This is a genomic window from Achromobacter marplatensis (assembly GCF_049060505.1).
Classification (GTDB): domain Bacteria; phylum Pseudomonadota; class Gammaproteobacteria; order Burkholderiales; family Burkholderiaceae_B; genus Achromobacter; species Achromobacter marplatensis_A.
Genome location: NZ_JBMGRB010000004.1, coordinates 50394 through 63573, shown reverse-complemented (window position 1 = coordinate 63573; position 13180 = coordinate 50394). Strand labels below are relative to the sequence as shown.

Below are 13180 nucleotides of genomic sequence, written 5' to 3'. Positions count from 1 at the left end.
TGTGTCCGGGTTCGCAGGCGTCAGAGACGACTACTCGCTCCATTTATATACGGGCTTAGGGATTCGTTGCCGCTCTGGCTGCGGGATATCAACCCCTGCAAAAATCTCTTTCAACATGACGGGAGCTTCAGCGCACCCCGCAGCAGCGTGGATGAGGTTTGCCTCTTCCTGCGAGTAGCACTTAACCGGGAAGGACGCGACCTCGTTTGCGATGAGCCAAAGGCTTCGCGTTACTCCATTGATAAACGCGACATTGATTCCTGACGCATCGTGGTACCCCGACACCTCTGCTAGGGGGACGGGGTTGTCGATACCGTGAGAAAACCCCAATTCAGCTCGCGAGAACTTGTAATCCCGGGGCATATGCTCTCGCAGGGGACACGGTGCGTTGCGCCCATTGCCGCGCAATGTCGTTTCTAGCCATAGGCGGTAAAACGCGTCAGTGCTCACGTGCACGACGAAATGATCATCTACCGCGCCTCGACTGACACACATGTACCGTCGCGATGTGTTGGCACATTGAAGCTCCCAGATCGCCCAGAATGGATCTACGTAGACCTTCTTGGGTAGGGGCGCTTCACGACCTGGCGGCAGGCTCGCGAGTTCCAGATGCCCATTAATGGGATCGAGCTGCGCGCGTGGTTTGACGGCGAATGTGTGAACCGGCGGAGCAGAGATCCGAGCGCGTAACAGATTCCAGATAGTCTTCTTCATATCGCGGTGTCAGGCGGAGGTTGAATTGTAGTTTGACACCTATTTTTCCAGCGATATTAAGGCCGACATTTTTTATTGGTCGAGAGCCACCATTCGCAAACGTCTGTTTTCGACCCGAAGCAGCCGTTCGGCAGCGGTGTGCCAAAACCGGCCATTCGCCCAGCGCGACGCCGTCAGGAAGAAATGCAAAGGGCGGCGGGCCTGGCCTAGGACTCCGCGAAAGCCGCGATCGGCGTCGGGGCCTACCTGGGGACGCACGGATCAGCAGCTATTCGAAACTCTGCTCGCCTTCCCGATCGCGCTTGCTCTCAAGCTCGATCCAGCGTTCGATTTCGGGCAACATGTCAGTGACCCATTGCCGAACCTCGCCTCCAACATTGTCACCCAGCGTTGTGATAGCCGCGTGACGCCGAACCAGGATATCGGCGAGCGAGCCGCTACTGCTGCGCGGATGCAGCCGCGACCAGATATCACCGAGGAACGCCCGCTTGTCTGGCGCGTGGCCCAATATTTCCAGGAAGAGCGTGGAGACACCATTCTCCTCTTCGCCCTGCTGCCGCTTGAACATGGGGATGCTTTCCCCGAGCAGCGGATAGCGCTGATCCGGATCGATATTCGCCCACTGAACAAGGGTCTCCGCGCCGACATCTTCCTCCGGCGTGCCAGACCCGAAGTCCCCCTCAAACAGCCTCCGATTGCTCGGCCTGAGTTCGGGGAGCAGGAGTTCGTCGAGTGCGATCAGGGGATGGGTCTCGAAGATCGCCTTGAGGACATAACTAAGATCGTAGGACGAGAGATAGGCGGTCTCCAGTCCGGCCCGAACGCGAGCGCAGATTTCCCGCAATGTCGCCTCTCCATCAGGTCCGGCGCAGCAGACCAGAATAACGGTATGCAGCGCAAAATCGAGTAGCGACTGCGTCTTTCCGATGTCAGCGCGCAGTAGCAGCTCACGGCCAACAGCGATCAAGGATGGCGCACGTTGACGGCCTTCTTCCTGATCGCGGTAGAAGTGCATGTGCAATATATCGAGCGCGATCTCGACGCCGTCGGCTAGATTGCCGATGTCGGTGAGCAGCGGGCCAAGCGCGTCGGGTGGAGACTCCCCGACACTGCCATTGGCGATGCTTTGAAAATTCGGCGCCGAAAGGACGCCACGTTCGATCGCACGCCGAAGCCGCGCTATGCCTTGGGCATCGATAGCAACACGCGCCTGAAGATACGGAAGACTCGCGGCGAGATCGGGATTCTGGATCACATCCTCTAGCGTAGCGTTGGCAAAGGCCGAATCCTTGGCGTGCGCGTCATGGATAAACCCGCCCAGCACCGTCGCATTCCGGCTGTCCGCCTCGGCGGCGGAGAAGAGGTCCAGCAGTTCCCGCCACATCGCACCAAGATCGGCGGCACCATCCGACAGGCCAACGCCGCATTCATAGGCGCGCTGCGGATTTTGTTCGACGAGCAGTTCGGCGATGAACACAGCGCGCGTCTCCGCGTCGTGCGCGAGTGCGGTGCCGATCTCTTTCGCCAGCTGGGAGGCGCGTTCATAGGGTTTTATGACGTCGCCGTCATCCGCATCGCCATCGGCCACATCCCAACCGAAACTGCTGCGCCCAAGTACGACCGCACGGGCCCGATGGAGAAGATCGGTGGGTTTCAGGCGTTCGATGAGCGCTACGAGACGGGCGCGCACCTCATCCGGCATCGCGTCGCCCTCGAAGCGCAGCGCTGTGCGGAAGCCGATCCACCCCTCGATCCAAGGTCGCTCGGAAGAAAAGTGGGTCGCTGACCGTTCGAGCGCATCATGGCAGGCGCCGAAGCGCCACAGCCCTCTTACGCTGTGGGCAAGGTGGTCTCTTGCGTTTTCGATCATTGGCGAGAGCTCCACCGCCAGGTCGACCGCGCCGTTGTACCAGGCCCAGATGTCACCATAGGTCGGCGGATGCCAGCCATAGTCCCGTGACCGGGCGCCGAAGTCGAAGTCGCTGGATGAACTGAAATGGTGCGCCTTCAGCAGCGCATCGAGGGCGACGCCGGCACAGCGCACCAAAGCCGGATCACCCGATTGTGCGAACCGGCGAACGAGCGCTCGCCGCTGATCTGGCAAAGCTATGGTGCCGGACAGGTGTAGGTGAAAGAGCTCGGCGAACATGTCCGATGCCGAGTTGTGGCGGTGGTGGGGCGATTCAGCGGAAAGGAACCGCGCAAGCAAGGTTGCGGCGCGGTCAAACAGCGGCGGATCGTAAGCGAGGAGCTTGATCAACCGCATCCATTGCCACCGGTTGCTCGACTGCGGATCAAGTATCTCGCCACCATTTGGGCCAGCAATATCTCGCTCGATCCTCACGAGTACGGCTTCGGGCTCGACCGGGGCGATGTTGGCGATGATCTGACGGCCGTCTTCTCCCAATGCCGCAAGATCGCCGAGTGGCCCGTCGGCACGGAGCCAGCGCTCGACCGCGGCCCGCGCCTCGGCGCTGTCGTGCAGATAGCCGAGGCGGCGCGAAAGGGACTTCTGCATCCGCGTTGTAAGCGACGCACAGAAGCGATCGAAATCGGCTGGCGGTATGCGTTCAAGGGCGAACCCGGCGAGCGGGTTGGCGATCGCATGCGGCAGGATAGCGCGCCACCGTCCCCGCAGCTGCGCGATCCCCCGCCGTCGAAGCGCGTTCAGCGCCGCATATATCGCCGCCACTGGAACACCACGAATAGCGGCGACCCGCGCAAGTTCACCGCCTTCCGAAGTGTCCTCGCCATCGATCGAATAGAGCAGGGCAAGGTCTTCGGCAGCGGAAAGCAGATCCCGGTCAGGCTCGTTGCGCTGATGAAAAATCCGCTCGAAGAGGTCGCGGCTCTTGAGCTTTCCCAGGGTTTCGCCTTTTCCGAGCGTGTCGGCGAGAGCGCGCGCCACGCGGAAGTTACCGTCGCTGAACTCCGATATGGTTCGCCGGTCGACCTGCGTCACATTGGGGAAGGTCTTTTCCAGCCACTGCTCCACCATTTCGGGTGATGCTGATTGCAGGCGAAAGACCTCGGTACGCTCGGGCTCGTCGTCGCGAACATCATATTCGACAGTTAAGAGACTGACTTGGCTCCCAGCTTCCGAACAGATGCGGGCCAGTTCGCTGTGCGTCGCCGGGTTACAGTTGTCGACGATTAGGATCGCGCGTCGTCTTGCGATCACCAGCTGGCGCGCCATGTCCCGTGCGGTCGGGTAAGTCTCCGCCGAATAGTCGGTATAGACGGCAAACCCCGGATCGAGCGGCACCTCGCCCACACCTTCCTCGAACAGTGCCTGCACGAGACGAGTCTTTCCGAGGCCGGACAAGCCGATCAACCGGATACATTGGCGAGCTTTGGTCAGAGAGGCGCGAAGCCGGGCGATACCCTCGCCGATGGTGAGTTGCTCGCGGTCGCTCGTTCTTTCATCGGTTAGGCAGGCCTTGTCGTTGAAGAGATAGGGCGTCTCCTCGCGCACGCCGACGCCGCACCAATCGCCGATGCTGCTCCAGCCCGACATACCGATGCCGAGCCGCGTGCGGACCCAAGCGGCGATTCCGGGATAGTGATTGACCCATGTCGCCAGCCGGTCGCGATCGTAGAAGTCGCTATGCAACTGCCCGGCCTCAGGCAGATCGTCGAGCTGCGCCCGGATCGCATCGCGACGATCGCTCAGCGGCTTGTCTGCGACCGATCCTTGCGCGCTGACGATGATGTAAGCGCCGGAGCGAGCGGCGAGTTCGGCGATGACCGGCCGTAGTACGCCGCGAGGACGCATCTCATCGCGGATTGCGCTCGCCGGCATGTCGGGCTTTTTTACCTGAAACCCTGTGTGCTGGCGCGGTACGAAATCCGGCCTCGGCAGTGCGGACGGGCACTCGACCCGGACATCAAGCCCGCCATCGGCCGCATCCTGATTGCCGCCAGAGGTTACCGACGAACTGGGGCAACCCTGCGCCCGCAATTCTGCCAAGGCGAGACGTGCGACGAGTGTTCGCAGATCGGCGTCATTGAGGTCGGCGACTTGTGCGCCAGTAATTTCGAACATCGTTCTTCAACCCCCTTTCATCAAGTATAGGAGAGCATGCGGGAGAACAAAGAGCGGTCAAGCGATAGTTGGTCCGCCACGGCCGCGACCGAACTGCCAGTTGATCCGTCGCCACGCATGATGCCTGCGACTGGCTTGCTGAGCTGGCGCTCCAGCGCCGGTGGCCACGGCATGAGCGCGAACTCGCGCGATCCGGCGGAGAGGCTGTTGGGTCGCCATCCGCGCGATTTCTGCTAGGTGCAGAGCACGCGAATCGTCTCGAGATGCTTGAGCGCCGCGCTATCTAGGCCGCTCGTAAAGAAAATGCGTTTGCCCTTCACGTCGCCGAAGAACTTCTTGATCCGATTGACGCTGGCGTCGGCATCGGCGCCGCCGGTGGTGCTGCCTATGCTATTTCCTCGAGAATGATCGGCGGCCTCAAAAGGGCCAGCCTGAACGAATGTCCGTTCAGCACGATCTTCGGCTCAGAAACTGCCAGTGTGGTTCCGGCCCAGTTTTTGCCTTTTCCCGTAGGTCGCCTTGGTGATCGCCGAATGTCAGCTGTCGGCCGAAAGCAGACAGGTAGTCACAATATGGTCAGCATTCCCCAATGGCAAACTTGTCATTCACCCCACTGAAGGCCACGGGCCTTCTCCCATATACTCCTTCCACTGCTGGAACAACGGTAGCCCGGTTTGGAAGCCGGTAAATCGTCGGATTTCCCACATCGTCGGAGGAAGTCCATGCCATCCCACCCCCTCACCCAAAACCCCTGGTCCGTCGACTCTGACCCCGAGCACGGCCTGGTCCCCCTATCCCCTCTCTACCAAATCGACCGAGCCCGTTACGCCATCGCGGCCATGGCCCGCATGGTCGGCAATAGCGCATCCGAGCCGGACGCGACCGGCGGGCAGCCGCTAGACGCGTGGACGGTGGCGGCGTTGATGGGCGGGGTGGAAGGCTTGAGCGATCACTTGGGGACCTTGGCGGACGCCATGCTGGAGCAGGCGCGGGCTTGCGGCGCGGATGCGGACCCTTACGGTGTGTTGCACGACGCGCCGGCGTCGTTGCAGTAGTAGGCGCCCGCCCAAAGACAAAGACCCGCCCGCGCCGGCGGGCATGCGGGACGAATACCGGGCTTGGGCAGGCGTTCGATGCCTGGCTGCGGGCGCAGCCGGCGCATGCGTTGGTATGGGAGCGTTTGCAGGCGTCGGCCTTCTTACAGCGTGTGGAACACCCGTGTCGCGTATGACGTGACGTCGAATTAAACGGCGGCGTTGAACGTGAACAATCTGTTCGACAAGGTGTATTACGAGTATCCAGGCTATGTCGAGAACCGCAACAACTACGGCGCGCCGCGCAACATGATGTTGACGTTGCGCGGGCGGTTCTGAACGCCTGGGCAACAAGGAGCAGGCGGCCTGAGGTGCCACCTGGTCCTCTAGCGTTGCCCTCAGGAGGACTGGTGTAATGCGCATCTTTTAAGATGTCTCCATCCACACTGCCAGAGTCCCGACATGCCCTCCTCTCCCGCTGACGACGTGATCGCCCTGTACCAAGCGCATGCCGCGGCGTTTGCGGCGCTGCGGAGTACAGAATTGATCGAGCGCGCCTGGCTGGCCGCGTTCCTGGAACGGCTTGCCGTCCCCCATCCGCAGGTGCTGGATGTCGGTTGCGGCACTGGCGTTCCCATCGCCCGCCACCTGATCGAAAGCGGCTGCCGCATCACCGGCATCGATACCTCGTCGCCGCTGCTGTCCAGGGCCAAGGCGTCGTTTCCCGACCATCATTGGATCGCCGCCGACATGCGGCAGTTGGCTGGCATCGGACCGTTTCATGGGTTGATCGCCTGGCACAGCTTTTTCCACCTTCGGCCCGAGGATCAGCGGCTGATGTTCCCCATCTTTCGGCGCCTGGCCGCGCCGGGCGCGGTGCTGATGTTCACCAGCGGCACGGCGTTGGGCGAAGCCATTGGGACGTTTGAAGGCAAGCCGCTTTATCACGGCAGTCTGGATGCTTGCGAATATCGCCAATTGCTGGCGGAAAACGGATTCTCGGTGGTTCGGCATCAGCAGGAAGACCCGGCGTGCGGCGGCGCGACGGTGTGGCTGGCCACGCAGACCGGCTGTTAAGCAAGAGCCGGCGCCGACGCGATATCATGGCCCCGCCTTTCCCCGCCGGGGTATTGCCTGGCCCTGCCTCTTGCAATGCTCCGTTCCTTCCCCCTTGGAAACAGGAACCCAGAACGATGCCGTTTTTCCCCGCGCTTGCCCGTGTTTGCCTGCTTGCTCTTCTTGCCCCGACGCTGTCGCTTGCCCAGCCGGCCCGGCCGGATTTCGCCGCGCGCACCGCGGCGATGGTGGAGCGGCATCGCGTGAATGTGGACGACTTGCTGGGTGAAGCGCGGAAGGATGGCATGGCGCTGCTGGTGATCCCGACCCTGAACCTGGATGCCGAGCCCCGGCGCGATTTCAACGATGATGCAACGCGCGACCGCTTTGTGCGTCAAAGCCGCACGTTCATGCGGTGGGACCACGCGTCCAAAAAGGGCCAGGCGATCAGCGCCGGCGCGGGGGACCACAAGATGAATGCGAACGACCCCGGGCCGCAATTCCAGACGGTACGCGGCAAGCTGCTGTATCAGGTGATTCCGGTGTGGCCGGGCGAATACCGGCTTAACCGCATTACCTATCATCAGCCCCGCACCGAGCTGCCGGAAACCGTGCCGCCTCAGAGCGCCATGGAGCGGATTAAAAAAATCGGCATCGCGACGCTGGATTACACGGTGGACCGAGAGTTCAAGACGGCTGTGCCCCAGCCGCAATCCGGCCAGGATGAAGACGATGGCTTGGGCAAGGGCTGCGAAGTGATGTTGCGGTCGGGTGGGGGCTGCGACGAAGCGGCGCGTGAGGTGCGGTGGCGTCTCAACGGGGAGATTGCGTTCAATGCCGGCGAGGCCGATGCCGCGCCGGCGCCCGGTTTCGAGGCTGAATTGATTTTCTCGCCGATCGCTTCGATCACGCTTGAGGCGGGGGAAGCGGTGCTGACGGACGGTTTCGTGCTGCCCGTCGACCAGCCCGTCATGACCCCGGATTCGTGCGAGGACACCTCCCTTGGCCCTACCTGCACGATGGACTCGCTGACCTTGACGCGCTTGCCCGCCAGCCTGGAAGATTTCCGGCAGGCGCCAAGCGCGGGCAGTTTCAATTTGCCCAAGCTGGATGCTGCGCTGCGCGACCTTACTTATCGGGCGCCCACGTTGCACTACCCGCCGGTGTCCAAGGCGGCGCCGAACCAGATCCGAGCCGTGGGAACGGACTAGGTTTCAAAACAACGTGGATGCCGTCGTCCGAGACACGATGGTCATGCTGCTGCCGGGTCTTATGCCCTTTCGCCTATGCCGTCCACGGAATCGCGATACGCGACGGCGTACATCGCCGTGGCCGCGAGTGTGATCAGGACACAAAGCACGACGCCTAGCGCGGCATAGGCCAGGTCTGCGCCCACCGCGAACTTGTACGTCAGCGGATACAGCGTAGTGGCGGTGAAACCGGCCACGACCACGAGTGCCAACAGCACCAGCATCAGCGGCCAACGCCGATAGGGCATGGCCGCGCGGATGCCGCGAAAGCCGTATTCGCCCGTTGTTGCGACGCGCGGCAGGCTCAGGCCATACGTCGCAAGCGCGTACAGGACGGGCACCCAGATGACCGCGGCCGAGGCGATCAACGCGCCCCAGAACCCGGTGTCGTTCGCGCCGTTCAGCAGCACATAGACCACAAACGGCAGATTGCCGGTCGCGTGCCCCAGGGCCGCGACCACGATGGCTATCGCGCCAAGCAGGACCAGATGCTTGGCCTCTGCGGTGCCGCCGTGCGCGGTCGTGTTGCGCGGGGAGTCGCCCAGGACGGCAACCCGATGCCAGGCGAAGGTCATGCGCGCGAACGCGATCAGGTTGATCAGCGTCAGCGCGACAAACAGCAGATCCGTCAGCCGGTAGAGCGGCGTGTCCGCCAAGGCGAACGGCAGCGACAGCGTGAACACGGCTAACGACCATGGTGCGGCGGCCAGCATGGCATGCCCCTGGCGTTGAATGACGCCTGCTGTCTCGGCAAGAAAGCGACCTGCCCCGAGTTGGCTCGACACAAGATTCCTTTGTTCTGAATTGACGGGTTTCGTTTTATACCCCAGCCGCGGCATCAGGCCTGGCCGGCGCGTGGGCGTGGACGCCGCGTCGTTTTAAGCCGGCAATGCGCGCGGCATCGTCGTGCCGTAGTCGTCGTCGCCATAGATCAGTCCGGGCAACGGCGATTTGCCACGCCCGACGCTTGTCCACAGTGCTTCGACCCAGTCCGCTGCCGTATCGACGATGACGTCCTGCACGACAAAGTCGGCGCCGTCCGAGGCGAACATCGGTACGGCCGGCGTTACCCCGGTGGCGGTGTGTCGCACGTCGAACAAGGTGCGATGGGCATCCACCGCCTTGTTCAACACATAAAGGTCGGGGCCTTCCAGGCTGACGACGACGGAAAACGTGCCCTCGCCGTCCTGGTCCGGGAAGATGCCAACGTGGATTTCGCGGGCCTTTGCCGGCAGGGCCGCGATCAGCGCGGCCAGGCGGGTTTGCGCGGCGTCGGAATGCTGGTCCAGCACGCGCCGCAGCGCAGCTTGATAGTCCTGCTGGTTCATGCGGCGTCGTCCTTATGGTTGCGCGGGTTCATATTTCACCAGCGGCTGGCTACCCGGGTCCTGACGGAAAAACACGATGTTCTCGAAGGGAATCGGATCGGCATCCCAGCGCCAGTACGGCTTGGTGGCACCGGAAAAGCCGCTGTAGCGATGCTCATACTGGTTGTAGCAACCGACATGCACGGGATCGCGGCCTTTGCCATGCGTTCGCAACGCGATCACCAGGTCGCCCCATTTCGGATCCTGTCCGGATTCCACCACCGACACGGGGGCGTATCGGTCATCTTCGAAACGGCTCCGAGCCGCTTGCGAGAAATGGGCACGCAGGGCTTGCTGAATTTTTTCGCGCAACGGTTCGTCGTCGGGCGACGCGTCGCCGCCCATGTCCGCGATCAGTTCTTCGGCTTGTCGGCAGAGGCTTCCCAACTCCGGGCCGATGCGCTGTTCCAGCCCGGCCGCCAAGTCGCCGCGCTGCATGTTGCCGAAGGACAAGCCGGCGATGGCGACCGCCAGCATCGCGGCGCCCGCGCCAAACGGCCACGCGGGCGTGCGTCGGCCGGCATAGCGCAACGCCGCCAAGACCAGCAGCAAATGCACCGCCACGAACAGCAGCGCGTAACCGGTCACCATCCCGTAGTGATAGAGCGTGAATCCGGCAAGCATCACTGCACCGCCTTGCCAGCCCGGCGATATAGTCTTGCGCCGCCGACACTGGCTACGATCAACGTCAGGCTTGTCAGCGTAGCGATGCAGAACAGCGGAAAGAGATCGTCGGTGATGATCCAGTTCAGTTGCTCGCCCAGGCCATACGGCCCGAACGCCCGCGCACGTTCGCGGTCTGCGCCCGCGACGATGCGGGTCCAGAAGCACGCGGCCAGTGCGCCATGCAGCCACAACGCCAGCGCATAGCGCTTGATGTAAAGCAGGCAAAGCGCGGCCAGCGCGCCCGCCCAGACGCTGATCACCGATATCCGGCTGGCGTCGAAGAGCTGCGCACCGGGCTTGGAAAGCAGCCACACCAGGGCGAAGATCGCCGCTGCACTGGCTGCGCCGATGGGCCAGGGAATCGGCGTCAGGTTGATTTTTCGGGTCATAGGTGCGACGAATATACCTGATCCGAAACGGCCAAAATCCGGACGCAGGATCTGGCCGCACGCCGCATTCGTGCGTACACTTTCGGCATGCTACGCATCGACAATCTCACCAAGCGCTACGGCGACTATCTCGTCTTCCAGGGGCTGACTCACACGTTCGGCCCGGGCTGCGTGGCGCTGTGCGAAGAAGACAGCACCGGCAAATCCAGCCTGCTTAATATCATTGCGGGCGTGGTCGCGCCGGATGCCGGAGATGTCTGGATCGACGGGCATTCGCTCATCCAGGCGCCGCAACAGGCCAAAGCCCGGCTGGCGTATGTGCCCGACAATTGCCTGGCCTTTCCGGCGATGACGGGGCGCGGGTTGTTGGAGCAAGTGGCCGCGGAAAAGCAGGTATCCGTGGACGACGCCGTGCTTGACCTGGCTTACCGGCTGGGCCTGGAGCCGCACCTGGACAAGCGTTTCGAACAGATGTCGACGGGTACGCGCCGCAAGGTATTCGTGACGGCAGCCGCCTTGGGTCATCCGGCCGTGGTGATCGCAGACGGACCCAGCAACGGCTTTGACGCACAGGGCCGTGCCGTGCTGGCCGAGGTGTTCAAGGCGTGGGCGAAAGACCGCGTGGTGCTGTTCGCCAGTCATGACCCCGAATTGGTACAGGCGTGCGAGGCCAGATCGGTCAATGTTTCCGACCTGCGCTGACTAAGCGTTGCCGCGGCCCATATAGGGCAGCAGGCCTGAAACCTGTCAGTGTGGCTTCCAGGTGAGCCCGTCTTTCGAACGGTACTCGGGCTGGCCCGAGCAGCACCCGCCTGCGCCGAACGCCTGACGCCCGATGAAGGCCGTGATAAAGCCTTTGCCTTCGGTCAGCGATTGGTTGACGCATATCGTGGGCAGCGGATAGAACTCACCTTCCAATACGAGCGTCCAGCTTACGTTCTCGCCTTCGGCCGCATCTACCTTGTAGACCTTGCAGTTATTGACGAGCAAGTGAATCGGCTTGCCGGCCAACACGCCTTTGAACTGCAGTCGCTCCGGCGTTTCGCGCGTGGCGATGGTTTCGGCGGTGAGTGTCGACCCGGGCGGCGGCGGCGGAAGCGACGGGTCGCAACCCGCCAGCACGCCGGCGGCGCATAGCGTCAATGCCAATCGGCGGGCAAGGCGCGTCATCTTGGAAAACTCCGATCAGGCTACGTTGGCGAAGCGCTTTTCAAGATAGGCGATGATCTCGCTGGACTCGTACATCCAGCGCGTACCGCCCGCCTCTTCGATACGCAGGCAAGGCACCTTGACCTTGCCGCCGCCGGCCAGCAGTTGTTCGCGCGCCTGCGGATCGGCTTTGGCGTCGTGCAGGGCCACCGGCACATTCAGACGATGCATGGCGCGCCGCGTCTTGACGCAAAACGGGCAGGCGTGGAATTGGTACAGCGCAAGCCCGGCCGCTTCCTTGTTGACGGTGGCCTGGCCTTGCGGCGAACGCTTCTGCGGACGCGGGCGGGTCAGGGCGTCGCCCGCGACGATCAATTGACCCAGGCCGACACGCAAGGCTTTAACAATCATGGATATGGACTCGAAAGGGCAAAGTAAGGCGCTCAGTCTACTCCCTGCACGTGTTCTACACTGGAACGCTCCGATTCTTGCCCGCGCCGAAAGTCATGGGATCTCGTGTCATACGACAAGCACAGCCGCCTGCGTTCCCTCCGGCCCCGGCCTTAGTCGAACCCTTGCAGGACGCCGCCCTGCTGCGCCGTTTGCTGCGCGCCAAAGACCGCATGGATGCCGCCTCGCACGAAGCCTGGCCGGTCAGCCGCCTTGCCGAGGTCAGCGGCGTTTCCGCGGCCTATTTCGCGCGCTCTTTCAAGCGGGCGTTTGGCCTTCCGCCGCACCGTTATCTGCTGACACGCCGGATCGAGCAGGCCGTCTCGTTGCTGCGCGACACCGAGCTCAGCATCACCGACATCGCCTTCTCGACCGGCTGGCAAAGCCTGGGCACGTTCGGCCGCATTTTCCATGACGTTACGGGCTCAAGCCCCAGCGCCCTGCGCGTCGAGGTCCGGGCGAAGACGGTTGAACTCGGCCGCGTTCCCGCTTGCGTGCTGAAAGCCGCGCAACGCCCTGATCTGGGCACCGCAGTTTTGGAGAAGCGCCGCCGCAGCGCCAAGGATAAATTGGCGGCATCCACCAAGGAGAAGCCATGAACGAAGGTATCAGTGTGATGGGCGTGTACGTCGACGATCAGGACGAAGCGCTTGCGTTCTACGTAGACAAATTGGGATTCCGCATCCACACGGATGTGCGCAATGGCCCGTACCGCTGGCTGACGGTCCAGAACCCGGAGCAGCCTGGGCTTCAGCTTGGCTTGTTCGCGCCGGGGCCGCCCGTCCACGACGAAGCCACCGCGAAAACCCTGCGTGCGATGGTCGCCAAAGGCGCCATGCCGCCGCTGGTGCTGTCGGTGTCTGACTGCCGCGCTACGTACGCCAAGCTGAAAGCGCTGGGGGTGGAGTTCACGCAAGAGCCTACGGACCGCTACGGCAACGTCGACGCTGGCTTTCGCGACCCGGCGGGCAGTGGCTGGAAGATGATCCAGGCGCCTCGCGGCACCGCGTAAGCCATGGATGAAGGGGAATCGACGGCATGGCGGGCGCAGCCGTTGATG

The 13180-nt window shown here is 62.8% G+C and carries 15 protein-coding genes; 7 read left to right on the top strand and 8 right to left on the bottom strand.

Annotated elements, in window-relative coordinates; all coding sequences use genetic code 11:
* Positions 1–30: 30 nt before the first annotated feature.
* Both ACI0FO_RS11330 and ACI0FO_RS11325 read right to left on the bottom strand, forming a co-directional pair.
* Entirely contained in the window at positions 31–714 is a 684-nt protein-coding gene (locus tag ACI0FO_RS11330) for a plasmid fertility inhibition factor family protein (RefSeq protein ID WP_416026719.1), read from the bottom strand.
* A gap of 268 nt (positions 715–982) precedes the next feature.
* A complete protein-coding gene (locus ACI0FO_RS11325) occupies positions 983–4759 on the bottom strand; it encodes a hypothetical protein (RefSeq protein ID WP_416026717.1) in 3777 nt (1258 codons plus the stop codon).
* Between the two features lie 722 nt (positions 4760–5481).
* Between ACI0FO_RS11325 and ACI0FO_RS11320 the strand changes: the two genes are divergently transcribed.
* From ACI0FO_RS11320 to ACI0FO_RS11305, 4 genes are all read left to right on the top strand, one after another.
* Positions 5482–5814 (top strand): hypothetical protein, encoded by a 333-nt coding sequence (locus ACI0FO_RS11320; RefSeq protein WP_416026715.1) that lies wholly within the window; start codon positions 5482–5484, stop codon positions 5812–5814.
* Positions 5754–5990 carry a DUF4880 domain-containing protein gene (locus tag ACI0FO_RS11315; protein WP_416026713.1) on the top strand — a complete coding sequence of 79 codons (237 nt, stop codon included), beginning with the start codon at positions 5754–5756 and terminating at the stop codon, positions 5988–5990. Before ACI0FO_RS11320 ends, ACI0FO_RS11315 begins: the two co-directional genes overlap by 61 nt.
* Before the next feature lie 265 nt (positions 5991–6255).
* Positions 6256–6870 (top strand): class I SAM-dependent DNA methyltransferase, encoded by a 615-nt coding sequence (locus ACI0FO_RS11310; protein WP_416026711.1) that lies wholly within the window; start codon positions 6256–6258, stop codon positions 6868–6870.
* A gap of 116 nt (positions 6871–6986) precedes the next feature.
* Positions 6987–8060, top strand: a complete 1074-nt coding sequence (locus ACI0FO_RS11305) for a hypothetical protein (protein ID WP_416026709.1) — start codon at positions 6987–6989, stop codon at positions 8058–8060.
* A 59-nt stretch (positions 8061–8119) separates the two neighbouring features.
* Here ACI0FO_RS11305 and ACI0FO_RS11300 read toward each other — a convergent pair whose 3' ends face one another.
* The 4 genes from ACI0FO_RS11300 to ACI0FO_RS11285 all read right to left on the bottom strand — a co-directional run bounded on the left by ACI0FO_RS11300 (position 8120) and on the right by ACI0FO_RS11285 (position 10521).
* Positions 8120–8812 (bottom strand): hypothetical protein, encoded by a 693-nt coding sequence (locus ACI0FO_RS11300; protein WP_416026708.1) that lies wholly within the window; start codon positions 8810–8812, stop codon positions 8120–8122.
* A gap of 165 nt (positions 8813–8977) precedes the next feature.
* Positions 8978–9427: a DUF6389 family protein gene (locus tag ACI0FO_RS11295; RefSeq protein WP_416026706.1), complete on the bottom strand. Its 450-nt coding sequence runs from the start codon at positions 9425–9427 to the stop codon at positions 8978–8980.
* A gap of 12 nt (positions 9428–9439) precedes the next feature.
* The gene (locus tag ACI0FO_RS11290) at positions 9440–10090 is read right to left on the bottom strand and encodes a hypothetical protein (RefSeq protein ID WP_416026704.1); all 651 of its coding nucleotides are present in this window, start codon (positions 10088–10090) and stop codon (positions 9440–9442) included.
* Complete coding sequence (locus ACI0FO_RS11285; protein WP_416026702.1) at positions 10090–10521, bottom strand: hypothetical protein; 432 nt, start codon at positions 10519–10521, stop codon at positions 10090–10092. Before ACI0FO_RS11285 ends, ACI0FO_RS11290 begins: the two co-directional genes overlap by 1 nt.
* Before the next feature lie 87 nt (positions 10522–10608).
* Here ACI0FO_RS11285 and ACI0FO_RS11280 point away from each other — a divergent pair, with 87 nt between their 5' ends.
* On the top strand, positions 10609–11223 hold the full coding sequence (locus ACI0FO_RS11280; protein WP_416026700.1) for an ABC transporter ATP-binding protein: 615 nt from the start codon (positions 10609–10611) through the stop codon (positions 11221–11223).
* A 45-nt stretch (positions 11224–11268) separates the two neighbouring features.
* On the opposite strand, the gene ACI0FO_RS11275 is transcribed toward ACI0FO_RS11280, so the two are convergent.
* Together ACI0FO_RS11275 and ACI0FO_RS11270 are read right to left on the bottom strand one after the other, a co-directional pair.
* Complete coding sequence (locus ACI0FO_RS11275) at positions 11269–11691, bottom strand: hypothetical protein (protein WP_310035533.1); 423 nt, start codon at positions 11689–11691, stop codon at positions 11269–11271.
* 15 nt (positions 11692–11706) lie between these two features.
* Complete coding sequence (locus ACI0FO_RS11270; RefSeq protein ID WP_416026697.1) at positions 11707–12081, bottom strand: glutaredoxin family protein; 375 nt, start codon at positions 12079–12081, stop codon at positions 11707–11709.
* A gap of 95 nt (positions 12082–12176) precedes the next feature.
* On the opposite strand from ACI0FO_RS11270, the gene ACI0FO_RS11265 reads away from it, so the two are divergent.
* The gene (locus tag ACI0FO_RS11265; RefSeq protein WP_416026695.1) at positions 12177–12719 is read left to right on the top strand and encodes a helix-turn-helix transcriptional regulator; all 543 of its coding nucleotides are present in this window, start codon (positions 12177–12179) and stop codon (positions 12717–12719) included.
* The gene (locus tag ACI0FO_RS11260) at positions 12716–13132 is read left to right on the top strand and encodes a VOC family protein (RefSeq protein WP_416026694.1); all 417 of its coding nucleotides are present in this window, start codon (positions 12716–12718) and stop codon (positions 13130–13132) included. Before ACI0FO_RS11265 ends, ACI0FO_RS11260 begins: the two co-directional genes overlap by 4 nt.
* The last annotated feature ends 48 nt before the right edge of the window (positions 13133–13180 follow it).